Below are 23682 nucleotides of genomic sequence, written 5' to 3'. Positions count from 1 at the left end.
CTACAAGCAGGCCGTGGCGGAGTCTGTGGCGGCGCGGCGGAAACGGTTTTCCCAACCGGAACTCTGCGGATTTTCGATCAGCAAAACTGCAGTTTTGCGCCCCCTAGAGCTTCTCCACCTCGACCAACGCCGAATGGGCGCTGGTGCCTTGGCCCAAGCGCGAGGTGCCGACATCCCGCGTCAGCACATTGGGGTTGCCGTTCATATCCATGTTCTGACCGGGCCCCCCGACCCAAGCGCCAGTTGGCAGCGCCACCACCCCTTGCAAGATGTCGCTCGTCACCTTTGCCCGCGCACGCACGGCACCGCGCCCGTTGAACACCCGCACCAGATCGCCCGTGGCGATGCCGCGGGATTTGGCATCTTTTTCATGTATAAGAACGGTCTCGGGCCGCGCGCCCTCCACATCGGCCAAGGCGGCCTCAAGCTGGGAATGCAGCTTGTCGCCCGGCTGCGGTGACACCAGATGCAGCGGGGCCTCGGCGGTTGCGGCCCCCGGCCATTCCTTGGGCGGCAGCCAGACCGGATGGCCGGGGCAATCCTCATAGCCGAAGCTGTCGATCCGGTCCGAGAAGATCTCGATCTTGCCCGATGGCGTCTTGAGCGGCGCGCCGTCGGGATCGGCGCGGAAACGGCGCAGGACGGGCTTGGGCTGTTCCTCCGCCGCAAGGTCGAGCTTGACCCAGTTCATCGCGCGCAACTCCGAAAGGCTTGGTACCGCAACACCCGCCGCCGCGCCGCGATCTTGCAGGCCTTGATAAAGATGCGCGATCCATTGGGCGGGGTCGCGTCCCTCGGTGAAGGTCTCGCCCACGCCAAGGCGGTCGGCCAGCCCTGCGAAGATTGCGTAATCATCGCGCGCCTGATCCACGGGCGGGATCAGTTGCGGCATGTGGAAGAGGTAGTCGTCGAGCGGGGAGCGCCCGATATCCTCGCGCTCGTAGGGGGTGGTGGCGGGAAAGACGATATCGGCGCGCTGGGCGGTCGCGGTCCACCACGGTTCGTTCACGATGATCGTTTCGGGCTGCTCCCACGCCCGGTGCAGGCGGTTCAGATCCTGATGGTGGTGGAACGGATTGCCACCTGCCCAATAGACAAGGCGGATATCGGGGTAGATGCGGCGTTCGCCGTTGAAGTCATAGGGCTGGCCGGGATTGAGCAGCATGTCAGCGACACGCGCCACCGGGATAACATCGGAAACCCGGTTGTCCCCTTGCGGCAGGGTCATGCCGCCGATGGGTTTGAAATCCTTGCCGATGCCGCCGATCGCGCCATAGCCATAGCCCACACCGCCGCCGGGCAGGCCGATCTGGCCCAGCATTGCCGCCAGAACGGCGGACATCCAATAAGGTTGTTCGCCATGCTCGGCGCGTTGCAGCGACCATGCGACGGTGATCAGCGTGCGGGTCGTGGCCATGCGGCGGGCAAGGGCGCGCACCTTTTCCGGGCTGACGCCCGTCAGCGGCGCGGCCCATTCGGGGGATTTGGGGGTGCCGTCCGTGTCGCCCAACAGGTAGGGGCGGAAACGGTCATAGCCCGTGCTGTAGCGGTCGAGAAAGGCGTGATCGGCCAGCCCCTCGGTTTCCAGCACATAGGCGAGCGCCAACATCAAAGCCGTATCAGATCCGGGGCGACAGGGGAGCCAGTCGCAGCCTTCGGGCGCGTCGGTGCGCTGGGGGCCGATGTTGACCCGGGTCATGCCCGTTTCGGCGAAGCGGTCGAACCAACCGCCTGTCTGATGCTCGGTGATGCCGCCCATCGAGACCATGGAATTCTTGGGATTGATGCCGCCGAACATGACCAGCGTTTGGGTATGTTCTGCAATGGTGGCGTAGCTGTCCTGCACCTCGTAGGTCAGGGTCAGGAAATTCTCGCCGAAGACATGGGGCATGATGGATTGCGCGCAGCCGGTGGAATAGCTGCCGAAGCTTGCGACATAGCCGCCAATCATGTTGAGGAAACGATGCACCTGCCCCTGCGCGTGGTGGAACCGCCCGGCCGAGGCCCAGCCGTAGGAGCCGCCATAAATCGCACCATTGCCGTGGGTCTTGCGGATGCGGTCGAGTTCGGCGGCGGCGATATCCAGCGCCTCGTCCCATGGCGGGGTCACGTAATCGCCATCGCCCCGACCCGCGCGGTCGCGTGTGGCCAGCCATGCCCGACGGATGGCGGGGCGCGCTATGCGCGAGGGATGATGCACGGCCGCGGGCAAGATCGCGGGGATTGCGGGTGGCGATGGATCGGGGCCAAAGGGATATGTTGCGATGATCCTGTCGCCCTCGGTCTCGACCTCGAAGGCACCCCAATGGCTTGAGGTCACGCGCCTTTGTCGATTGTTGCCGTCCATGTACCACCCCCGCTGTTGCGCCTAGCTTATCGCGTGGCCACAGGCGGGGGAATGGCCCCCTTGCGCCGAGCGTCACGGGGCGGCATCACTTCAGCCAAAGGGAGCGCGCGCATGACCATCAAGGTTGCTATCAACGGGTTCGGGCGCATCGGCCGGTCGGTTCTACGCGCATGGCTGGGCGGCGGCTGGCCCGAGATCGAGATCGTGGCGCTAAACGATATCGCGCCGCTGAAAACCTGCGCATATCTGTTCCAATATGACAGCGTCTTCGGCCCTTGGCCTGAAGAGGTCACTGCTGGCGAGGGGATTTTGCGCATCGGCGCGCGTGAGATACCTTTTACCCAAGTGCCTGATCTGGCCTTGCTCGACCTGTCGGCCATCGATGTGGTGATGGAATGCACAGGGCTTGCCCGTACGCGCAGTTTCGCCGAAGCTGGTCTTGATGCCGGTGCGGGCCGGGTGCTTGTCTCTGGCCCATCGCCAGAGGCCGATGTGACCGTCGTTCTGGGTGCCAATGATGCAGCACTTCTGCCTGCGCACCGGATCGTGTCCAATGCCTCTTGTACAACCAATGCAGTGGCGCCGCTCGCCGCGATGATCGATGCGCAATGGGGTTTGGAAAGCGCTCTCTTGACCACTGTTCATTGCTATACCGGCAGCCAGCCCACGGTCGATCAGCCCATGGGCGATGATTTCGCACGCTCGCGCGCCGCCGCCCTCTCGATGGTGCCGACGACGACAAGTGCGGCGATCTTGGTCGATGTGGTTCTGCCGTATCTGGCAGGAAGGATCACCGGGTCGGCGGTGCGGGTGCCCGTTGCCTCGGTCTCGTGCGTGGATCTGGCGGTGATCACGCGCGAAAAGCCGCAAGCCGATGTGGCACAAGCCTTTTTCGAGGCCCAAGCCGGGCAAATCATCGGCTATACCGAAAAGACGCTGGTCTCGACGGACCTGCGCGCGCGGCCGGAGTCGGTGATCGTGCAAGGGCCCGAGATCAAGCGCGCCAAGGGCGGGATGCTGCGGGTCTTTGGCTGGTATGACAATGAATGGGGCTTTTCGTGCCGGATGCTCGATCTGGCCCGCAAGATGGGAGCGATGCGATGAGCGATTGGCAAAAATGGATGCGTCAGGGCAATTTTATCGGTGGCGCATGGGTGGGCGCGGATAGCGCCAAGACCATCGACGTGACCAACCCCGCCACGGGTGAGGTGATCGGCACCGTTCCCGCCTGTGGCGCGGCCGAGACCCATCGCGCCATTGATGCCGCCGCTGCCGCCTTTCCGGCCTTTGCCGCGATGGATTTGATGAGCCGGGTGGGGCTTTTGTGGAAGCTGCATGATGCGCTGATGGACAATCAGGCGGCGCTGGCCGAGCTTTTGACTGTCGAGATGGGCAAGCCAATGGCCGAGGCCATGGGCGAGATCGCCATCGGCGCGCAATATGTCCGTTGGTTCGCCGAAGAGGCCCGCCGCGCCAAGGGCGAGATCGTGCCCGCTGGCGTGAATGGTCGCCGCATCCTTGTGACCAAGCACCCGGTCGGCGTGGTGGGCATGATCACGCCATGGAATTTCCCCTCGTCCATGCTGGCGCGCAAGGTGGCGCCTGCGCTGGCGGTGGGCTGCACGGTGGTGGCAAAACCCGCCACCGCGACCCCCTATAGCGGCCTGGCCTGGGCCGCGCTGGCCGAGGAGGTCGGCTATCCTTCGGGGGTGGTGAACATTGTCACGGGCTCCGCGCGCGCCATTGCAGGCGCGATGATGGAACGCTCCGAAGTCCGCAAGGTGACCTTCACCGGCTCGACCGAAGTGGGCAAGGAGTTGATCCGTGCCTCGGCAGATACGGTCAAGAAGGTGTCTATGGAATTAGGCGGCAACGCGCCCTTTATCGTTTTCGACGACGCCGATCTGGATGCGGCGGCGGACGGGGCGATCGTATCGAAATACCGAAATTCGGGCCAGACCTGCGTCTGCGCCAACCGCATCTATGTGCAGGCGGGCGTGCATGATGCCTTTGTTGCCAAGCTGGTGGAGAAAACCCGCGCACTGAAAGTGGGCGATGGGCGCGAGGCGGGCGTGGCGCAAGGCCCGCTGATCGATGCGGCGGCGGTGGCCAAGGTCGAGGAATTTCTCGACGATGCGAAGGCCAAGGGGGCGCAGGTCGTGCTGGGTGGCACGCGCCACCAACTCGGCGGCACCTTTTTCCAGCCGACGATCCTGACCGGCGCGACGCAAGACATGGCTTTCGCGCGCGAGGAGATTTTCGGCCCCCTCGCCCCCGTCTTCCGCTTCGAGACCGAGGAGGAGGTGCTCGCCATGGCCAATGCCACCGAGTTCGGGCTGGCATCTTACGTCTATACCCGCGATCTGGGCCGGGCGTTTCGCCTGAACGAGCGGCTGGCCTATGGTATGATCGGCATCAATTCCGGCTTGATCACCACGGTCGAGGCCCCCTTTGGCGGGGTCAAGGAAAGCGGGCTTGGCAAGGAGGGCGGAAGCCAAGGCCTCGAGGATTATCTCGATACGAAATATGTCTGTATCGATGGGATCTGAGGCGCGCCGTCCGGGCTGCCATCGCCCCTTGCGGGCGGCGGGGGCCTCCGGCGGGAGTATTTGGACAGCAAAGATGGGCAAGGCGCGTTGAGCTTGATCAAGGGTTACGCGCCGTAGCTGATACCGTCGGCGATGAGTTGCAACTCTTGGCGCGCGATGGCTTTGCCTTGGGCGTCGCGGGCGATGCGTGTCAGCACCAGCAAAGCCGTATGGCGGTCGCAGGCCAGCGCGACGGAGGCGCTCATCGTCGTCACGGCGGCGCTGACTTCTTCGTCGATGCAATCAAATGCCAGCCCGGCGTCGTGCAGCAATTCCGCCAGATCGGGATCGGCATCTTCATCGATGGCGGGGATCAAGCTTTCGGGCAGGGTGACCATATCGCGGGCGGCGCGCTTGGTGTCACGCAGGAAGACACGCTCGAGCGTGGCAAGGCGCGCCGTGCCGAACAGGGCCATTTCAAGGTCATCGGCGCCGCGTGTGATGCTGCGCGCGCGGTAGACATCCAAGATCAGGGCCGCGCCGTTTGCATCGCGCAGTTGTGACTGCGCAGCGCTTGCTTGCGCGGTGCCGGGGGTGGTCGCGGGCGCGCAGACAACGGTGCCGCGCCCCGGTTTGCGCGCCAATAACCCTAAACTCTCCAATGTGATGAGCGCGCGGCGCATCGTGCCTTGGCTGACGCCGAATTCCGCGGCCAAGCCGAATTCATTTGGCAGGCGCAGGCCCAAAGCCCATTCGCCCGCCGTTATCCGGCGGATCATTTCGGTCTCAACGGCCTTGTAGAGCGGTACACGCGCCATGATCATTACTATCCTTTTGTTCGAAGCTGCTCGGCGATGGGGTACGGGTCAATTCAGATGTTCGATCAAACGGCTATGGCGGTCGAAAGCTTTGATCAATGCTTCCAAATTGGGCAGTGCTGCCGCTTCGAGCATCGGGATCATCTTGCGGAAAGCCTCGGTGGTGGCGATCGCATCGCCGATGGCGGTGTGGCGGGCTTCATCGGGGATTTGGATATGCAGGCGCGCGCAGAGCGCGTCGAGCGTATGCTCGGCCGATTGGCCATAGAGGATCGCCGAACACAGCACGGTGTCGAGGATGGGCTGATCGAAGCGCGCGCCGATCTCGGACTCGCGGCGGCGCAGAAAGCTCATGTCGAACGGGGCGTTATGGGCGACCAGCACAGAACCCTTGGCAAAGGCGTGAAAGCGGGTCAGTGCCGACACGACGTCGGCGGCATCAGCCACCATCGCATCGTTGATATGATGCACCGCCGTGGCGGCGGCGGGGATGCGGCGGCCGGGATTGACCAGCATGTCGAAGCGTTCGCCAGCCACGATCTTGCCATTGACCACGCGGAGGGCGGCGATCTGGCAGATCTCGTCCGTTTGCGGGTTCAGCCCCGTGGTTTCGGTATCGAAGATCACATAGCTGAGTGATTTCAACGCAGCCTTGGCCAAGGCTTCGGGAATGGCGGCATGCAACAGGTCGAAATCATACATCACCATGCGGCTTGGCCCAACCGGGCGCGGTGCGGCCAGATCGAGTGACAGGCGCAGCGCGTGGCGACCGGGCCCCGCCGGTTCGATCCCGATCCGGGTGCCATGGCTGAGCAAGACGTCATCGCCACCAAAGCCCGACAGGCCGGGGGACAGCGGGGTGGCCAACCATTGCGCGAGATCCGCGGGATCGGGCGCGTTGCCTGCGGCCTCGAGGCTGAGTGCTGCATGTACCGGCCCTTTGGATGCCAGCGTCAGGACAAAATCATCCGCTCCGCGCTCGGACCACGACATGGCGAGGCGTTCCAGCATGCGGGTGATCGCGAACCCGTCGCAGCGCAATTCGGTCATGTCGAGATCAGGGTGAAGGGCCACACCTTTCCGCGCGAGGCGCGTGTGCAGGGCAGCACCCAGATCGGCGGCGCCGAGTGCCTCCATCGGCCACCATGCGGTATCGGTCGCCGATTTGCGCGCCGCCGTGTCTTGGGCCAGCGCGGCAAGCTTGGCCTTGGCGGGGCTGTCAGGCAGATCGGGAAGGCAGCCCTCAAGTGTCGTCAAGAGCCGCGTCAACAGATGCGCGCGCTCGGCCTGTACCTTCAGATCGGCGGTCACATCGCGCAGCGTCAGCACATAGCCCGGCGCGCCATCGGTTTGCCCGGCAAGGTGGACAAGGCGGAGCCGCGCCTCCAATAGCTGGCCGCCTTGCCTTGTGGTGACCAAGATATCGGTCCCCTCTGGGCCTGTTTGTGCCGCCAAACGCCCATAGGCTTGGCGGATCGGCCCCATCATCAAAAGACCTGCCACCGGCCTGCCCAGACCCAGCGCCGGGTCATCACGCAAGATGTCGCGGCAGCGCCCGTTATAGAGTGCGATCATATGGTTGCCGGTGCAGAACATGACCCCATCGGGGATCTCGGCCAAAAGCGCTTCGAGCCGGGTTTTCTCGGCATTGAGCCGCGCGGTTTCACGCCCCACCGCCATGGCCATCGCGTTGCGCGTCTCGGTCAGGTTGGCGGCGACCGCATCGGCGGCGGGTGCCAGATCGCCCAGATAGCGGGCAATCGCGAGATCTATCCCTTGATCGATTTCGGAATGCGCCCGCGCACGCAGATCGGCGGCCAATCGTTCGACGGGCCTTGCGACATGTTCATCGAACAAGACCCAGATCCATGTCGTCAGGCCGAGGATCGAAAAAATCGCGACCGCGCCCGCGATGATGAAGGCGCTAAGCGCATGTGCCTCGGCCAGCCGCATGTAGCCGATGATCAGCCCCGCGATCACGAGTGCCGCACCGCCAAAGGCCATAAGGGCGAAGAACAAAAATATCCGCAGGCGCAGGGATAATCGGCTCAACATGGATATGCCCCCCCTTTTTGGGCCCTGCGGCTCAGCCGTCGGTGCCGTGGGTCGCGCAAATGGTGGCAAAGATCACATCCTCGCGCGCCTCTTCGCGCCAGATCGCATCGACCGGATGACCGGAGGCGTCAAAGCGCATCGCGGCCGTGAGATCCGTCCAACGTGCGCCCGTGCAATCGAACAGTGCAGGGCGCACCATCTGTGGCTGCCAGCGTTCCTGCAGGCGCAATTGCACGGCGAAAAGGCCCGAACCCTCGGCAGTCTCGACCGTCTCGGAGGGTGAGAAAGAGATGAAGCCCCGTACCCAAGGTTGAACAAATGTCCATGGCTGGTACCAATTTTGTTGCTCGCGCGTGGTGATCACAACCAGATCGGCCGCCATCGTGCTGCGCGCGCCGTCGTACCAGCCATATTCTTGTCCGATGGTCGCAACGATCATTGTCAGACCAGCACAGACCGGGATGATACCCTTGGCAAGCCGGTTGCGTGTCAGATGACGCAGCACCAAGCCGATACCGGCGCCGGCAAAGCCTGCGAAGATGACAGTCACGAGGGTCCAGAACATGAGGGTGGTTCACCTTTCAGCTGAGATAGCCACGGCCAGCGGCAGCGGCATTCTGCATTGTTTTGATCACCACGAAAGCATCGCGCAGGTGGCTGCGTTCGAAATCGCTCAGATCAGCGGGGGGCATGAAATTGTCGGGTTTCTCGCCACGCCGGATCTGCGCGGCTTGGTGGGCCAGTCGGATATCGGCGATCATGTCATAGGCATCGCGCAAATCGCGCCCGCCTGTTGCCGATACCGCGCCCACTTCGATCGCGGCAAGCAGGCGCGCGCGGGTATTTGCAACGGGCAACTGGCCGGTCAGTGCATAGATGCGGCCCAGATCGACCACCGGGACCACGCCGTTGTGCTTGAGGTCGATGGTGTTCTTGTGCTCGCCCGAGCGCACCGTGGCAAAACCGCGAAACAGGCCCAAGGGCGGCTGATGCTTGAGCGAGTTCGACACCAGATGCGCCATGAAGATCGAATTCTTCGCCGCCGCGGCCAAGGTTTCGGCCTGCAGATCATCGAAAAGCGCCATATCTCCACCGATTGGGCGCAGGTCGAACATCACCGATGACAACATCTGCGCCTCGGGGTTGGGAACATTGATCCATCGGCGGAAATAATCGCGCCAGACCCGCAGCGGTTGGCGCCACTTGATATTCGTGGCCATCATGTCGCCGGGGCAATAGAAATAGCCTGCCTCATCCAACCCGTCGCTGACGAATTTGGCCAGCGCCGCGAAATAGGCATCATCGGGGGGTGTGACGCCATCGTCGAGGATCAGGCAATTATCCTGATCGCTGACACCTGTCTGCTCCTGACGGCCTTGGCTGCCGCAGGCCAGCCACAGATAGGGCACGGGCGGCGGGCCTAGCTCTGCCTCGGCCAGCGCAAGCAGCCGACGCGTGGTTGCATCGGCGATATCGGTGATCAGGCGGGTGACGGTCTGATGCGGGTTCTGGCCGCCGACCAGCTGCACCAGCAGATCAGGAATGCGCGCGACGATCCGCGCCAATGCGGCGCGATTCTCGGCGGTTGTAATCTCGCGGATTAAAGCCGCAGACGATGTCGCCTGAAACCGCGTCAGATCGGTCTGGGTCAGAATGCCGACCAACTTGCCGGAGGCGACGACGGGCATATGGGTGATCTTGCGCTCGACCATGGCATGCAGCACATCGGCGACAAGGGCCGTCGGCGGAAGCGTCATGGGGTCGGGTGTCATGACCTGCGCGACGGGGGTTTCGGGCGGGCAGCCCTCGGCCACGGCGCGCGCGGTGATGTCGCCGGTCGTCAAGATACCGCGCACGGCCTCGGCTTCGGTTGCGATGATGCACGACACGCCCAACGCGCGCATCTGGCGCGCCGCGTCGATCAGAGGCGTATCGGGGCGGCAGGTCAGCGGCGCATGCGTCATCAGATCAGAGAGCGCCATCGTTGTGATATCTTGTTTGCGCGCAGCCGCGGGGCGGGTGCGGTCGAAAAAGCGCAAGACGCGCGGATGATCCTTGACCAGCTTGTGAAACACAGTGGCCGGAATAGCCATAAGGCGGCTGTCCTCGGCAGCTTTCGCGGTGACGGCGCCGCGCCCATCCTTCATCAAGCCGCGCTCACCAAAGGAATTGCGCGGCCCAAGGATCGAGAGGATCTCGCCCCCCTCGTCGGTGATGTCGATCCGGCCCGACAAGATCAGGTAAAGATGGGTCAGCACCTCGCCCTTTGCATAGACCAGCTTGCCTGCCGCGATCTCGATAATGGCGATTTCGCGCGCCAATGTCGCGCGCGCATCTTCCGGCAGGACATCATAGGGATGCGTCGTGGCAAGCGTCTGTGCGATGTCGGTGGTCATCAAAATGGCTCCCCCGGCGAAAAAAAGGCGCACCCCGATCTGTCGGGATGCGCCGCTGTTTTGAACAGGGCCTGCATTGTCGCAGGCCCCGCCCTATGGTCTGACCTTACTTGGCCAAAGCCGCACCAGCGCCGCGCGGAATGCGGACCGACTCGACGAGATCTTGGATCTCTTTCGGCGGGGGCGCAGTGACGCTCGACACCGCGTAGGCGACGCCGAAGTTGATCAATGCACCGATCGGGCCGAAATGTGTCGGCGGGATGCCGAACAGCCAGTTGTCGGCGGAGTTCGCCAGCATGTTGGTGCCGGGGATGAAGAACACGCCCAGATAGGTAAAGAGATAGGCGCAGGTCACGACGAGACCGGCAACCATCCCCAAGGTCGCCCCAGGCGCGTTCATGCGCTTGGAGAAGATACCCATCATCAGCGTCGGGAACAGGGTTGCAGCAGCAAGACCAAAGGCCAGTGCCACCACCTGTGCCGCGAAGCCCGGCGGGTTGATCCCGAGCCATGTCGCAAGCGCGATGGCGAATGCCATCGAGATGCGGGCCACCAAAAGCTCGCCCTTTTCCGTGATGTTCGGGTTGAACACCGACTTCACCAGATCGTGGCTGATGGCCGAGGAAATGGCCAGCAGAAGACCTGCTGCTGTCGACAGAGCAGCCGCAAGACCGCCTGCAGCGATCAATGCGATCACCCAGCCCGGAAGCTGTGCAATCTCGGGGTTTGCAAGCACGAGGATGTCACGGTTGAAGGTGACAAGCTCGTTACCGGCCCAGCCGCGCTCTGCGGCCAGCTCGGCCATGCCCGGACCGCTTTCGTTGTAGTACTGGATGCGACCGTCGCCGTTCTTGTCTTCGACCTTGAGCAGGCCGGTGACCGACCAAGTCTGGAACCAATCGGGCAGTTCGTCCACAGCAACAGCTTCACCCTGCACACCCTCGGGCCACATGGTGGTCGTGATGTTCAGGCGGGCCATTGCACCCACGGCAGGTGCCGTCAGGTAGAGCAGCGCGATGAACACCAGCGCCCAACCGGCGGACCAACGTGCGTCAGCCACCTTGGGAACGGTGAAGAAGCGGATGATCACGTGCGGCAGACCGGCGGTACCGATCATGAGCGAGAGTGTGAACAGCGCCATCAGCCACGGGTTGTTACCGGTGGTGTATTCCGAGAAGCCCAGATCGGTCAGAAGACCGTTGAGCGTCACCAAGAGCGGCTCGCCGGTGGAGGGCATCGTCGAGAACAGACCCAGACCCGGGATCGGGTTGCCGGTCAGTTGCAGCGAGATGAAGACCGCCGGGATGGTGTAGGCGACGATCAGCACGATGTACTGTGCCACCTGCGTGTAGGTGATGCCCTTCATGCCGCCGAGAACGGCGTAGATGAACACGACCGTCGAGGCGATCAACAGACCTTGGGTCGACGTCACTTCGAGGAAGCGCGAGAAGGCAACGCCTGCGCCGGTCATCTGGCCGATAACATAGGTCACCGAGATCACCAGAAGGCAGATCACCGCCACAACGCGTGCGGAGGTGGAGTAGTAACGATCGCCCACGAATTCGGGAACCGTGTACTTGCCGAACTTGCGCAGATAGGGGGCAAGCAGCATCGCCATAAGCACGTAGCCGCCGGTCCAACCCATCAAGAAGGTCGAGTTCGAGTATCCAACGAAGGCGATCAGACCCGCCATCGAGATGAACGATGCCGCCGACATCCAGTCAGCCGCGGTCGCCATGCCGTTGATGACCGGGTTCACACCCTGGCCAGCGGCGTAGAATTCAGATGTGGAACCCGCGCGGGCCCAGATCGCGATGCCGATGTAGAGGGCGAACGACGCGCCGACCACCAGCAGGTTAAGGGTAAACTGATCCATGTTTCCGTCCGTCCCTTACTGCTCGTCCACGCCGAATTCTTTGTCGAGCTTGTTCATACGCCAGGCGTAGAAGAAGATCAGCGCAAGAAAGACGAGGATTGATCCTTGCTGGGCGAACCAAAAGCCCAGATCCGTACCACCCACCGCGATGCCGGAAAGCATCGGGCGAAGCAGAATTGCGAAGCCATACGAACACAGCGCCCAGATCGCCAAGCAAATGGTGACCAGACGGATGTTCGCTGACCAATACGCGTTATTGTTTTCGGCCATTACTTACTCCCTTCGAGTTGTGCCGGTCGGGTTCTCCTGACCCGGCCGGTCCGTCCGACGCCGCCCCTCTCCTTTGGGGCGACACCGAATTCCTTATTGCGTCGTGAGCGCGCTCACGATCGCGTCCAGCGCGCCTGCGATCTCGCCGATCTCGCCCATTGCGGGCACCTCGGTCAGCACATCGCGGGCGCGGTAATAATCAATCAAGGGCGCGGTCTGCGCATGATAGGCGGCAAGGCGCGCGCCCACGGTTTCGGCATTGTCATCGGCGCGGCGGGTCATGTTGGTCGATCCGCACTTGTCGCATTGCCCGGCCGTTTTCGGCTGCTTGAACAGGTCGTGATACCCCTCGCCGCAGCCGCCGCAGGTGTAACGCCCCGAAACACGGGCCACCATCGCGGCGTCGTCCACCGCAAGGCTGATGGCCGCATCGATCCGCTGGCCGCGCTCGCCCAACAGATCATCGAGGGCTTGCGCCTGAACGGCGGTCCGCGGGAAACCATCCAGAATGGTGCCCGCCACGACATCAGGTTGATCAAGCCGCTCTTCCAAAATGGCCAGCACGATCGCATCCGAGACCAGCCCACCGGCCGCCATCACGGCTTTGGCGGCAAGCCCGGCCTCGGTTCCTGCCGCGACGGCGCCGCGCAGCAGATCGCCGGTCGAAAGCTGCACAAGCCCGAAACGGTCTTGCAGCATGCGCGCTTGCGTTCCCTTGCCCGCGCCGGGGGGGCCGAGCAAGATCAGGTTCACAGGACGCGTTGTGGTCGAGATGTCCGTCATTTGTCCCGTCATTCCTTGGCACGGTTCGCGATCAGGTCATCGACGACCGAGGGATCGGCGAGGGTCGAAATATCACCGAGGCTGCCGAAATCGTTCTCGGCGATCTTGCGCAAGATGCGGCGCATGATCTTGCCCGAACGCGTCTTGGGCAGGCCCGGCGCCCATTGGATGACATCGGGTTTGGCGATGGGGCCGATCTCGTTGCGGACCCAATCGCTCAGCGTCTTCTTCAGCGCGTCGGTCGGTGTTTCGTCGGCCATCAAGGTGACGTAGCAATAGATGCCTTGGCCCTTGATCGGGTGCGGATAGCCAACAACGGCGGCCTCGCTGACGGTTTCATGTGCGACCAGCGCGCTTTCGACCTCGGCAGTGCCCATGCGGTGGCCCGAGACGTTGATCACATCGTCGACGCGGCCGGTGATCCAGTAATCGCCTTCCTGGTCGCGGCGGCAGCCGTCGCCGGTAAAGTAGTAACCGGCGTAATCGCTGAAATAGGTCTTGTAGAAGCGGTCGTGGTCGCCCCAGACGGTGCGCATCTGGCCCGGCCAGCTATCGGCCAGCACCAAGACGCCCTCGACGCCGTTACCCTCGATGATCGCGCCGCTTGTCGCGTCGAGAACGAGGGGCTTCACCCCGAAAAAGGGCCGTTGCGCTGCGCCGGGCTTCAACTCATGCGCGCCCGGAAGCGGCGTCATCATATGGCCGCCGGTCTCGGTCTGCCACCATGTGTCGACGATCGGGCAGCGGCCACGGCCGACATGTTCGTTATACCAATTCCACGCCTCGGGGTTGATCGGCTCACCGACCGAGCCCAACAGCTTGAGCGAGGAGAGGTCGTATTTCGAGACGTATTCCGGCCCCTTGCCCATCAGCGCGCGGATCGCGGTGGGGGCGGTGTAGAACTGGTTCACCTTGTGGCGGTCGCACACGGCCCAGAAGCGGCCCGCATCGGGATAGGTCGGTACGCCCTCGAACATCAGGGTGGTCGCGCCATTGGCCAGCGGCCCATAGACGATATAGCTGTGGCCCGTCACCCAACCCACATCGGCGGTGCACCAGAAGATGTCGCCCTCTTTGTAATCGAAGGTGATCTCGTGGGTCATCGACGCATAGACCAGATAGCCGCCGGTGGTGTGGACCACGCCCTTGGGCTGACCGGTGGACCCCGAGGTATAAAGGATGAACAGCGGGTCTTCGGCGTTCATTTCCTCGGCCGGGCACGCTGTCGATGCCGAGGCTGCCAGTTCATCATACCAATGATCGCGGCCCGCGACCCATGCCACCTGCTGGCCGGTGCGCTTGACGACAAGGCAATGCACATCGTCAGCGCAATGCAAAAGCGCCTTGTTCACGTTGTCCTTGAGGTCGGTCACGCGGCCCCCGCGTGGCGCACCATCCGAGGTGATCACCAGCTTGGCATCGCAACCATTGATCCGCGCCGAAAGCGCATCGGGCGAGAAACCTGCAAAGACGATGGAATGGATCGCGCCGATCCGCGCGCATGCCAGCATCGCATAGGCGGCCTCGGGGATCATCGGCATGTAAATGATGACGCGGTCACCCTTTTTGACGCCAAGACCCTTCAGCACATTGGCGAAGCGGCCGACATGGGCGGCAAGGTCGTTATAGGTGATGTGCTGGGCCGGGTCGGTCGGCTCATCAGGCTCGAAGATGATCGCGGTCTGATCGCCGCGGGTCGCCAGATGGCGGTCGATGCAATTGGCCGCCACGTTCAGCGTGCCATCCTCGTACCAGCGGATATGCAGGTCATCCTTGGCGAAAGAGGTATCCTTGACCTTGCTATAGGGCTTGATCCAGTCGATCCGCTTGCCTTGCTCGCCCCAAAAAGCTTCGGGGTCCGCGATCGAGGCTGCATACATTGCGTCGTATTTTGCCGTATCGATGTGCGGATTTTGCAGCAGCGCTGGGCCGGGTTTTGTCGTGGTGGCCAAGGTCGTCTCTCCCTCAGGGTCTCGTGTCGTAAAGCTTCTAAACAGAAGCGCGATCTGGAAACGGGCACGCGAATCTCTGTAAATTTCTCGGAGCGAGGCATCTTGCCCGCTTTGTCCGGTCGCCCCGTATCGGGGCCGCGAAATTTGGTCAGCCTCCCACAAGCTGCGCCATGATCTTAGGTTGCGAACAGCGATCAGGCCGTGATGACCTCCCTCCGATCTGCTGCTGGCTACCCTCGGACGCGTTACCCGCGACGCACGTGTTGCGTGTGCGCAAGAATATGTCGGGAAGATGACAGGTCGCGTCACATTCGAGAACAACTGTCTCGGAAGGCTGGACTTTTGTGTAAATCACTTGTTCTGCGCAGTGCAGCAATTGTAAATTTATTTACAAATTTGCCTCGGATTGTTCCACGTCCAAAGGGGGCAACGGCAAAAAGCTATCGTTCAACCATGGCATTTTCAGCCGACCCGGTGCCGCGAAATGTTCTTCGATCAGTTCACGCGCACGCTCGGCGATGCGCGCGGGGATCGGGCCGGTCCAATCGCCCGTCGCATAAAGCACGATCCGGCGCGACATCGGCGGACCCGGCAGGGGGTGGGCGTCGATATCGCCGGCGAAACGGCCCGCCCGCAGCAAGCTGAGGGGAGTCGTGATCGTCCAACTGCCGCCGCCTGCGACCAAGGCGGTGATGGATTGGTTGGAATCCATCTCGAACCGATGCGGCAGGCGCAAACCCGACGCGGTGATGTAGCGTTCGATCTGGCGGCCCATCACCTGATCGGGGTCGCGGCGCAAAAATGTCAGATGCGATAATCCGTCGAACCCGCGCGCGATATCGGTGCCGCGTGGGACCGCAAGGATGTATGGGTCATCGATCAAGGGATGTGTCAGCGCGCCGCCTGGTCCGGGGCTGCTGGCAGCACAGATCGCCAGATCAAGTTCGCGCCGTGCGATCTGGGCTTGCAGCGCATGGCTGGCGCCCGTGACCAGCCGAAAGGCGCATTGCGTCATCGCATCGGCCAAATCGGCCGCCAGATGCGGGGTTACCTCGTTCTCGAAATCTTCGATCACGCCCATGGACAGCGCGGATAATTCGGACAGCTCCAGCATGCTCAAGCCGCGCTGCCCTGCGCGCAGGGCTTGTAGCGCGGTCTCGGCTCTCACGAGAAACAGCCGCCCCGCTGAGGTCAACACCATCGGCCTGCGCGAATGATCGACCAATTCGACACCCAACGCCGTGCTGAGATTGCGCAATTGTTGCGAGACGGCAGGCGCGCTCATGCCCAGACGTTCCGCGGTGGTCGCAACCGAGCCGGTATGGGCCAGTGTTTCGAAGACCTCGAGCCCGCGCAGCGTTACCCCCTTGAGCAAGATATCCCCCATCATGCGCTCACGATCTGTTCGAGAAGTTCCGCCGAGCAGGCGATCGAGGCCGCGGTTGTCGGCGCTGTCGCGCCGTCCCAAATCGCAGCATTGGCAAAGCTGTCGCCAGCAAGACCCGCATCCAGCACGACCAGCCAGCCCACATGTCCCACCAACCCGCCGATCGGGCTATCGGCGGGTTGGTCTTGGTCGATATCGGGAAACAGCAAGTTCAACGCGGCGCGCGGCGGGGTCGGAAGAAGGGCAGGCCCGGACAGGTCGGGATGGCCGATGCGCCCGGGTCCATCGGGGCCGAAAGCCAATACCGCCAGACCGCGTTCGCCCAAAGCGGCGGCGGCGCAGATCATCCCGCCGGGATCGCTGCTACGTTCAAGGCGCAGCACAGCGATGCCTTGTGTCCGCCCCAGCCCCGCGAGATCGGACATGGCCCCCGAAAGCGCGGCAGCGGCGAACCCATGCTGCGCGTCAAGCCGAATGAAACCGGGACGGGCGCGGATCTGTTGCGCCGGAGTGGCCGGCTTCAACCGTCCGTAGCGCATCAACCGAATATCGCGCAGCAGCGCTTCCATCCCGTTCGCGCGCTCACCTGCGGCCTCGGCGGCGGCCACTTCTGCGGCGACGGCACGCGCCACCGTCTCGGGCGCGCCGGCTCTCATCAGGCAGTCGCGTGCCAAGGCGCGCAGATCGGCAAGGCTGAGGAATTCGGTCATGGACACAGTCTTGCGCCGGCCCCGCCACCCGTCAATGCCACAGCGTCATGCTTCTATCACAAGCTGCGGAAATCTGCGTGCAGTGTCGCGCATTGCAGCAGCCAGGCGCTCGTAAGCGGGCGCTGCACCCGATGATGCACGCCAGACCAAACCGATCGAGCGGGCAAAGCGGCGTCCACGAAATGGGCGCGTGACCACATCGCGCGCCCGCCCTTGGATTTCGCTTTCGACATAGAGCGCGGGAAGAAAGGTCAGCCCCATGTTCATCGCAACCATCTGGCGCAGCGCATCAAGCGATGTGCCCTCGTATTCTCGCGACAGATGCGCCCCTGTCTCGACGCAGAGTGCCGAGATCATGTCGTAAAGCGCATAGGCAGGCGAGAGCGACAGAATCGTCTTGTCACTCAGGTCGTCATTATCGAGGGTTTCGCGCGCGGCCAGCGGGTGCCCTGCGGGCAATGCGACGGCTAAGGGTTCGCGGAACAGTCGCGCATGCGACAGCGTCGCGCCCGAGACGGGCAATTGCGTCAAGATCAGGTCATGCACCCCGTCGTGCAATTCCCGCAACAGATCGCGCGGCGCCGCCTCGCGGATATAGAGGCGCAGATCGGGATGGCTGGCGCGCAGATCGCTGATGACATGCGGCATCAGATATGGCCCCAGCGTCGCCGAGGTGCCGAGCCGGATGGTTCCGCCCAATCCCGACTTCAATGTGACCGAAAGATCCAAGATCCCTTGTGCTGCGTCCAAAATTTCGCGGGCGCGTCGCGCCACTTCGCGCCCGGCCAGTGTCAGCCGCACCGGACCTCGCCCGCGCTCGACCAAGGTCAGGCCAAGCGTGTCCTCCAAGGTTTTGATCTGAACCGAGAGCGAGGGTTGCGAGATGCCACAGCTTTCCGCGCCCTCGCGGAAGTGCTGGGTTTCTTCCAAGGCGATCAGATATCGCATCTGGCGCAGGGTGATGGGGGGTATGGATGTGCTCATGCTACGATGAATAGGTTTTTCCAATCGAAAATCAACATACTTCCATCTTTTTCCTATAGTGACTGCGGACTAATTCTTGCCCACCAAGCAATTGGGGTGGCGAAACGCGGGCACGCGCGGGACGTCGCGGAAAATATATCCGAGCTGGTGGTTGTCCCTTCCAGTGTTCACGGACCGGGTATGTTTTCAGACCGGATGCGCCGCGGCGGACTTTGCCGTCAACCGACGCGGCGCATCCGGTATTTAATCATGCTCGGCCTGCGGTGAGCATCGCGCGTGCCGGGTGGCCGAAAACGGTGCATCGTTCGGGAAAACCCCGGCATGCGGGGGTAGCGGGGATTGCGCTGTCGGAATGTTCCATCAATATCCGGCTTTCCCAATGCCTTGCGCATCGGCTTGATCTGGGAATGGTGTTGGGCCGTTGAATACCGCGATTGCCCGCCATAGTGTCAGCGGCGCGAGAACTATGGTCGCTGCGATGGCGGCGGCTACTTGTGTTCAGCGCATGGCTGGGCCTATGGAGCATCAACATGGACGCGATTGTCCGGGTATGGTCCGCGCTGGCCGGGGCTGACGAAAGGGCATGTGCCTGTTAGAACATGGCCGAAAGGCGCGATACCCCGCGGTGACGGGGAAGTGCCATCGGCAAGAATGATCACTGCGCGCCACGCAATAGGCCGCACGGGGCAGGGGGTGAGCAAGGTTGGGGAAATCAGGCACAGATGTGCCCCGGGTCTATGGCGGCCCTGCGGGTTGGATTTCGGTGGCGATCCCCGCCACGATCTTCGTCTACATGCTGCAATTCGTGGCCCCCGTCGCGGCGGGTCAGCCGGTGTTGCTGGGCCTCGACTGGGTGCCATCGATGGATATCCGCCTGTCGGTGTTGATCGACGGGTTGTCACTGACCTTCGCGCTGTTGATCTCGGGGATCGGGGCCTTGGTGACGCTTTATTCCACCAAGTATTTGGGCAATCACCCGGAATATCCGCGCTTCGTGCTGTTCTTGATGATGTTCATGGCCGGCATGCTGGGGCTGGTTCTGGCCGACAACCTGATCGCGCTCTTCGTCTTCTGGGAGATCACCACGATCTCCTCCTACCTTTTGATCGGTTTCACCTCGGACGAGGCGAAATCGCGCCGCTCGGCCTTGCAGGCATTGCTTGTCACCGGCACGGGCGGCTTGGCGCTTTTGGCGGGCATGATCATGCTCGGCAATGTTGCGGGCAGCTTCGAGTTGTCGTTGATCTTGCAACAAGGCGACGCGATCCGCGCGCATCCGCTATATGTGCCGATCGTGATCCTGTTCCTTGCGGGTGCCTTCACCAAATCGGCGCAGTTCCCGTTCCATTTCTGGCTGCCCAACGCGATGGCCGCACCCACGCCCGTATCGGCCTATCTGCATTCGGCCACGATGGTGAAGGGCGGCGTCTATCTCATGGCGCGCATGAACCCCGCTTTGGGTGAGACCGATCTGTGGTTCTGGACGCTGATCATCGCGGGCGGCTTTACCACCGTCTTCGCCTCGATCCTTGCGGTGCGCCAGACCGATATCAAGATGGTGCTGGCCTATACGACGCTGATGGCGCTGGGCGCGCTGACGCTGTTCATCGGCGCGGGGAGTGCGGCCGCGATCAAGGCGGCGATGACGTTCCTTGTTGTTCATTCGCTCTACAAGGCGGCCTTGTTCTTGATGATCGGCATCGTCGATCACGAAACCGGCACGCGCGACGCCAATATCCTGCGCGGTCTGGGCCGCAAGATGCCGCTGACCTTTCTGGGCGGCGCGCTGGCCGCGATTTCCATGGCGGGCATTCCGCCCTTCGTGGGCTTTATCGGCAAGGAGTTTCTCTACAAGGCCGGCCTCGATCTCGATGTCGCCAGCCTTTGGGTGACCGGCACGATTTTCGCGGCCTCGGTCTTGATGTTCGCGGCGGCGGGGATTTCGGTCTTGCGTCCCTTTACCGGGCCATTGGCCGACACGCCCACCCCCGCGCATGAGGGGCCGTGGGCGATGTGGATCGGGCCGCTGATCCTTGGTGCTTTCTCACTGGGCTTTGGCCTTTTCCCGAACACGATCGAGGCATGGCTTGTCGCGCCCGGCACATGGGCTGTCTATGGCGATTATTCCTATGTCGTTGATCTCTACCTCTTCAAAGAGGTGAACGCCGCCTTCATCTTGTCGCTGGTTACATTCGCCACCGGCGCGGCGGTCTATCTGGTGCATCGCCCCCTGCGCGACTGGCTGGGGCGTGTCTTTGCCGCCAATCCGATCAAGTTCGACCCCGGTTGGGACCGCGTGCTGGACGGGCTCAAGGCACTGGCCGCATGGCAGACGGGCATTTTGCAATCGGGCGTGCTGCAGCGCTATATCTTCACGGTTTTCGCAACCCTCGCCATCGCGATCGGTGCCACGATCTGGCTGAAAGGCGCGCTGAATTTCAGCGTGGATTGGGCCGCCTACCTGAGTGGTCTGGCATTCATGCATTACGCCGTGTTGATGTTCATCATCGCGGGCGCGATCATTGCGGCGATTACCAGTAACCGCATGACGGCCATCGCTTCGCTTGGCGTTGTCGGCGTCGGCGTTGCGCTGATCTTCATCATGTTCTCGGCCCCCGATGTGGCAATCACCCAGCTTTTGGTCGAAACGCTGTCCATCGTTCTGGTGGCGGTGGTGATGCTTAAGCTGCCGCAGTTGGGTATGCGCCATGAACAAAAGGTCAGGCCCTTGCATCTTGCGCTGTCGGCCGTGGTGGGCGGGCTTGTGACGCTGGTGCTGATCGGCGTGGTGCAGGGCGATATCGACCGCCGCCTGACCGATTACTTTGAAATCACCAGCCTGCCCGAAGCGTTCGGGGCCAATATCGTTAACGTGATCTTGGTCGATTTCCGCGCCATCGACACATTCGGCGAGATTGCCGTGGTGGTCATCGCGGCGCTGGCATCCTACGGGCTGCTCCGCAGCGCGCGCTATGGCGCGGACCGCGACAAGGGCGAGGAGGAGGACCGGACATGATGAACTCGATCATCCTCAATGCGGCCACGCGGCTACTGACGGCGCTGTTGCTCTTGTTCTCGGTCTACATGCTCTGGCGCGGCCATAACCTTCCGGGTGGTGGGTTCATCGGCGGGTTGATCGGCGCCACGGGCTTTGTGCTGCACGCCATCGCGATGGGGGCCGATGCGACGCGCAAGGCACTGCGCCACGATCCGCAGAATATCGCAATGATCGGCCTTGGCGTGGCCCTTTTCGCGGGTGTTTTCGCGGCCTTCGACGGGGATGCGTTCTTTACTGGGCAATGGCTGTTTTTCGGCGCGACCGAGACCGACAAGGGCCTGCCGATCAGCACGGTGCTGATGTTCGATGTCGGCGTCTATCTCGTGGTGTTCGGGGCGATCCTGACCCTTGTTCTGGCCTTGGAAGAGGAGGTCTGAGCGATGGAAATCCTGATCGCCATTATCGTCGGCGTGCTTGTCGCGGCCTCGGTCTACCTGATGCTGGCGCGCAATGTGCTGCGCTTTTTGTTCGGCATGGTGCTGATTTCCAACGCCGCCAACCTGACCATTTTCGCGTCCGGACGCCTGACGCCCGAGGCGCCGCCGCTGATCCCCGATGGCGCCTACGCGCCGGTGGGCGAGGTGGCCAATGCGCTGCCACAAGCGCTGGTGTTGACCGCTATCGTGATCGGTTTTGGCCTATTCGCCTTTGCGCTGACGCTGGTCTATCGCAGCTACCAGGGGCTTGGCACCTTGAACTCGGATGAGATGCGCGTCGCCGAACCCGTCGTCGAACGCGGGGAGGGCGGCAAATGAGCTGGATTCTCGCAAGCCCGATCATCATCCCCTTCGCCACCGCGGTTTTCGCCTTTTTGTTCCGGGCCTCACCCGTTGGGCGCTGGCTGTCGGTTGCGGGCTCTGCCGCGCTGCTCTTGGCCTCGGCCATCTTGATGGTGGAGGTGCTGGATCAAGGTGTGATCGCGGCCCAGATGGGCCAATGGGCGGCCCCCTTCGGCATCACGCTCGTCGCTGACCTTTTGTCGGCGGTCATGGTGGTGATCACCGGCATCACGGGTCTGGCCGTCGCGGTTTACGCGCTTGGCGATATCGACGAAGGCAAAGAGCGGCTCGGCTACCACGCGCTGTTCCAAGTGCTTTTGGCGGGAGTCTGTGGCGCGTTTCTGACCGGCGACATCTTCAACCTCTATGTCTGGTTCGAGGTGATGCTGATCTCGTCCTTCGGCCTGCTGGTGCTGGGCGGCAAGAAGGAACAGCTTGATGGTGGCATCAAATACGTCACGCTCAACCTGATCTCGACGATCCTGTTCCTGGCGGGGGTCGGCCTGCTTTACGGTCTGACCGGCACGCTGAACATGGCCGATCTGCACAGCGCGGTGCGCGAGGTCGAAAATCAGGGGCTTTTGCTCGTCATCGCGGTGATGTTCATCGTGGCTTTCGGGGTCAAGGCCGCACTCTTCCCGCTGTTTTTCTGGCTGCCTGCCAGCTACCACACCCCGGCATTCTCGGTCTCGGCCATCTTCGCGGGGCTTTTGACCAAGGTCGGCGTCTATGCGCTGATCCGCACCTTCACGCTGATCTTCACCACTGATGTGGCCTATACCCATACGATCCTTTTGTGGATCGCGGGGTTCACCATGGTGACGGGGGTCTTGGGTGCTGCGGCAATGAACGACATGCGCCGCATCCTGTCGTTCCATATCGTCAGCCAGATCGGCTACATGATCTTGGGCCTTGCGCTTTATACGCCCTTGGCGATCGTCGGGGCGGTGTTCTACCTCGTCCACCATATCATCGTGAAGGCGAACCTGTTTCTGGTCGCAGGCGTTGCCGAGCGGATCGCGGGTTCGACCGATCTGGACCGGATCGGCGGGCTATACCGCTACGCACCCTTCCTTGGCTTCTTGTTCCTGATCCCGGCCTTTTCGCTGGCGGGCTTTCCACCGCTCTCGGGGTTCTGGGCGAAATACGTGCTGGTCAAGGCATCGCTCGATATCGGCAACTACCTGATCGCCGGGGTGGCGTTGGCCGTTGGCTTGCTTACGATCTATTCGATGACGAAAATCTGGGGCTACGCGTTTTGGAAACCGCATCCCGCGGGCGTCGCACCGCGGCTGTCACGGCTCTCGGGTCATGACCGCGCGGCGCTTCTGATCCCCATCGCGTCCCTTGCCGCGCTGACCTGCGTCATCGGGTTCTTCCCCGAGCCGTTCGTGCAATTCGCCGAACGCTCGGCGGCGCAATTGCTTGATCCGACCGAATATATCACCGCTGTGCTCGGTAATCCGGATGGGGGTCAGGGTGGCGCGGCGCTCGCGATGCTGGAGGATGGGCAATGATCAATCTTCTCATCCTCAACATCGCGCTGGCGATCTCATGGGCGGCGCTGATGGGCAGCTTCACCTTGCCAAGCCTAGGTGTTGGCTTTGTGCTGGGATCGATTTTCATCTACCTCACCCGTTCGCTCTATCCGGGAAGTGCGCGCTATTTTAGCCACTCGATCAAATGGACTAAGCTGGTCTTGCTGTTTCTCTACGAGTTGATCGTCTCCTCGGTGCAGG

The 23682-nt window shown here is 62.6% G+C and carries 19 protein-coding genes; 7 read left to right on the top strand and 12 right to left on the bottom strand.

What is annotated here, in order from left to right; translation table 11 throughout:
• Positions 1–103: 103 nt before the first annotated feature.
• Positions 104–2347, bottom strand: coding sequence for a molybdopterin-dependent oxidoreductase (locus ACTG4J_RS07275; RefSeq protein WP_439138311.1), 2244 nt, complete (start codon positions 2345–2347; stop codon positions 104–106).
• A 111-nt stretch (positions 2348–2458) separates the two neighbouring features.
• Between ACTG4J_RS07275 and ACTG4J_RS07270 the strand changes: the two genes are divergently transcribed.
• The gene (locus ACTG4J_RS07270; protein ID WP_439138309.1) at positions 2459–3451 is read left to right on the top strand and encodes a type I glyceraldehyde-3-phosphate dehydrogenase; all 993 of its coding nucleotides are present in this window, start codon (positions 2459–2461) and stop codon (positions 3449–3451) included.
• On the top strand, positions 3448–4896 hold the full coding sequence (locus ACTG4J_RS07265; RefSeq protein ID WP_439138308.1) for an NAD-dependent succinate-semialdehyde dehydrogenase: 1449 nt from the start codon (positions 3448–3450) through the stop codon (positions 4894–4896). Before ACTG4J_RS07270 ends, ACTG4J_RS07265 begins: the two co-directional genes overlap by 4 nt.
• 104 nt (positions 4897–5000) lie before the next feature.
• On the opposite strand, the gene ACTG4J_RS07260 is transcribed toward ACTG4J_RS07265, so the two are convergent.
• The 11 genes from ACTG4J_RS07260 to ACTG4J_RS07210 all read right to left on the bottom strand — a co-directional run bounded on the left by ACTG4J_RS07260 (position 5001) and on the right by ACTG4J_RS07210 (position 18106).
• Positions 5001–5693 (bottom strand): GntR family transcriptional regulator, encoded by a 693-nt coding sequence (locus ACTG4J_RS07260; protein WP_439138307.1) that lies wholly within the window; start codon positions 5691–5693, stop codon positions 5001–5003.
• Between the two features lie 48 nt (positions 5694–5741).
• Positions 5742–7748: an exonuclease domain-containing protein gene (locus ACTG4J_RS07255; RefSeq protein WP_439138305.1), complete on the bottom strand. Its 2007-nt coding sequence runs from the start codon at positions 7746–7748 to the stop codon at positions 5742–5744.
• A gap of 31 nt (positions 7749–7779) precedes the next feature.
• Entirely contained in the window at positions 7780–8313 is a 534-nt protein-coding gene (locus ACTG4J_RS07250; protein ID WP_439138304.1) for a hypothetical protein, read from the bottom strand.
• Between the two features lie 16 nt (positions 8314–8329).
• The gene (locus ACTG4J_RS07245) at positions 8330–10144 is read right to left on the bottom strand and encodes a DUF294 nucleotidyltransferase-like domain-containing protein (RefSeq protein ID WP_439138303.1); all 1815 of its coding nucleotides are present in this window, start codon (positions 10142–10144) and stop codon (positions 8330–8332) included.
• A 106-nt stretch (positions 10145–10250) separates the two neighbouring features.
• Positions 10251–12020, bottom strand: a complete 1770-nt coding sequence (locus ACTG4J_RS07240) for a sodium:solute symporter family protein (protein ID WP_439138302.1) — start codon at positions 12018–12020, stop codon at positions 10251–10253.
• Positions 12021–12035: 15 nt separating this feature from the next.
• A complete protein-coding gene (locus tag ACTG4J_RS07235; protein ID WP_439138300.1) occupies positions 12036–12290 on the bottom strand; it encodes a DUF4212 domain-containing protein in 255 nt (84 codons plus the stop codon).
• 93 nt (positions 12291–12383) lie between these two features.
• Positions 12384–13073, bottom strand: coding sequence for an adenylate kinase (locus ACTG4J_RS07230; RefSeq protein WP_439138299.1), 690 nt, complete (start codon positions 13071–13073; stop codon positions 12384–12386).
• Positions 13074–13081: 8 nt separating this feature from the next.
• The gene (acs, locus tag ACTG4J_RS07225) at positions 13082–15025 is read right to left on the bottom strand and encodes an acetate--CoA ligase (RefSeq protein WP_439138297.1); all 1944 of its coding nucleotides are present in this window, start codon (positions 15023–15025) and stop codon (positions 13082–13084) included.
• Between the two features lie 388 nt (positions 15026–15413).
• The gene (locus tag ACTG4J_RS07220; RefSeq protein ID WP_439138295.1) at positions 15414–16415 is read right to left on the bottom strand and encodes a LysR family transcriptional regulator; all 1002 of its coding nucleotides are present in this window, start codon (positions 16413–16415) and stop codon (positions 15414–15416) included.
• A complete protein-coding gene (locus ACTG4J_RS07215) occupies positions 16412–17122 on the bottom strand; it encodes an Ldh family oxidoreductase (protein WP_439138294.1) in 711 nt (236 codons plus the stop codon). The genes ACTG4J_RS07220 and ACTG4J_RS07215 overlap by 4 nt, the downstream gene beginning before the upstream one ends.
• A 45-nt stretch (positions 17123–17167) precedes the next feature.
• Entirely contained in the window at positions 17168–18106 is a 939-nt protein-coding gene (locus tag ACTG4J_RS07210; protein ID WP_439138293.1) for a hydrogen peroxide-inducible genes activator, read from the bottom strand.
• 724 nt (positions 18107–18830) lie between these two features.
• On the opposite strand from ACTG4J_RS07210, the gene ACTG4J_RS07205 reads away from it, so the two are divergent.
• The 5 genes from ACTG4J_RS07205 to ACTG4J_RS07185 form a co-directional block, all read left to right on the top strand.
• Positions 18831–21122 carry a putative monovalent cation/H+ antiporter subunit A gene (locus tag ACTG4J_RS07205; RefSeq protein ID WP_439138292.1) on the top strand — a complete coding sequence of 764 codons (2292 nt, stop codon included), beginning with the start codon at positions 18831–18833 and terminating at the stop codon, positions 21120–21122.
• Positions 21119–21541 carry a Na+/H+ antiporter subunit B gene (locus ACTG4J_RS07200; RefSeq protein ID WP_439138291.1) on the top strand — a complete coding sequence of 141 codons (423 nt, stop codon included), beginning with the start codon at positions 21119–21121 and terminating at the stop codon, positions 21539–21541. Before ACTG4J_RS07205 ends, ACTG4J_RS07200 begins: the two co-directional genes overlap by 4 nt.
• A 3-nt stretch (positions 21542–21544) precedes the next feature.
• Positions 21545–21919, top strand: a complete 375-nt coding sequence (locus tag ACTG4J_RS07195) for a Na+/H+ antiporter subunit C (RefSeq protein ID WP_439138289.1) — start codon at positions 21545–21547, stop codon at positions 21917–21919.
• Complete coding sequence (locus ACTG4J_RS07190) at positions 21916–23460, top strand: Na+/H+ antiporter subunit D (protein WP_439138288.1); 1545 nt, start codon at positions 21916–21918, stop codon at positions 23458–23460. The genes ACTG4J_RS07195 and ACTG4J_RS07190 overlap by 4 nt, the downstream gene beginning before the upstream one ends.
• Positions 23457–23682, top strand: a 226-nt coding sequence (locus tag ACTG4J_RS07185) for a Na+/H+ antiporter subunit E (RefSeq protein ID WP_439138286.1), incomplete at its 3' end; no start/stop codon positions are given. The genes ACTG4J_RS07190 and ACTG4J_RS07185, both read left to right, overlap by 4 nt.

Origin of the sequence: Roseicyclus sp. (assembly GCF_965662675.1) — a bacterium.
Taxonomy (GTDB): domain Bacteria; phylum Pseudomonadota; class Alphaproteobacteria; order Rhodobacterales; family Rhodobacteraceae; genus Roseicyclus.
This window is presented reverse-complemented; position numbering and strand designations above follow the sequence as displayed.

What these genes read in the sequence shown, in the direction of transcription:
- ACTG4J_RS07275 (WP_439138311.1), bottom strand. Translation starts at nt 2,347, where the DNA reads ATGGACGGCAACAATCGACAAAGGCGCGTGACCTCAAGCCATTGGGGT.
- ACTG4J_RS07270 (WP_439138309.1), top strand. Translation starts at nt 2,459, where the DNA reads ATGACCATCAAGGTTGCTATCAACGGGTTCGGGCGCATCGGCCGGTCG.
- ACTG4J_RS07265 (WP_439138308.1), top strand. Translation starts at nt 3,448, where the DNA reads ATGAGCGATTGGCAAAAATGGATGCGTCAGGGCAATTTTATCGGTGGC.
- ACTG4J_RS07260 (WP_439138307.1), bottom strand. Translation starts at nt 5,693, where the DNA reads ATGGCGCGTGTACCGCTCTACAAGGCCGTTGAGACCGAAATGATCCGC.
- ACTG4J_RS07255 (WP_439138305.1), bottom strand. Translation starts at nt 7,748, where the DNA reads ATGTTGAGCCGATTATCCCTGCGCCTGCGGATATTTTTGTTCTTCGCC.
- ACTG4J_RS07250 (WP_439138304.1), bottom strand. Translation starts at nt 8,313, where the DNA reads ATGTTCTGGACCCTCGTGACTGTCATCTTCGCAGGCTTTGCCGGCGCC.
- ACTG4J_RS07245 (WP_439138303.1), bottom strand. Translation starts at nt 10,144, where the DNA reads ATGACCACCGACATCGCACAGACGCTTGCCACGACGCATCCCTATGAT.
- ACTG4J_RS07240 (WP_439138302.1), bottom strand. Translation starts at nt 12,020, where the DNA reads ATGGATCAGTTTACCCTTAACCTGCTGGTGGTCGGCGCGTCGTTCGCC.
- ACTG4J_RS07235 (WP_439138300.1), bottom strand. Translation starts at nt 12,290, where the DNA reads ATGGCCGAAAACAATAACGCGTATTGGTCAGCGAACATCCGTCTGGTC.
- ACTG4J_RS07230 (WP_439138299.1), bottom strand. Translation starts at nt 13,073, where the DNA reads ATGACGGACATCTCGACCACAACGCGTCCTGTGAACCTGATCTTGCTC.
- ACTG4J_RS07220 (WP_439138295.1), bottom strand. Translation starts at nt 16,415, where the DNA reads ATGATGGGGGATATCTTGCTCAAGGGGGTAACGCTGCGCGGGCTCGAG.
- ACTG4J_RS07215 (WP_439138294.1), bottom strand. Translation starts at nt 17,122, where the DNA reads ATGACCGAATTCCTCAGCCTTGCCGATCTGCGCGCCTTGGCACGCGAC.
- ACTG4J_RS07210 (WP_439138293.1), bottom strand. Translation starts at nt 18,106, where the DNA reads ATGAGCACATCCATACCCCCCATCACCCTGCGCCAGATGCGATATCTG.
- ACTG4J_RS07200 (WP_439138291.1), top strand. Translation starts at nt 21,119, where the DNA reads ATGATGAACTCGATCATCCTCAATGCGGCCACGCGGCTACTGACGGCG.
- ACTG4J_RS07195 (WP_439138289.1), top strand. Translation starts at nt 21,545, where the DNA reads ATGGAAATCCTGATCGCCATTATCGTCGGCGTGCTTGTCGCGGCCTCG.
- ACTG4J_RS07190 (WP_439138288.1), top strand. Translation starts at nt 21,916, where the DNA reads ATGAGCTGGATTCTCGCAAGCCCGATCATCATCCCCTTCGCCACCGCG.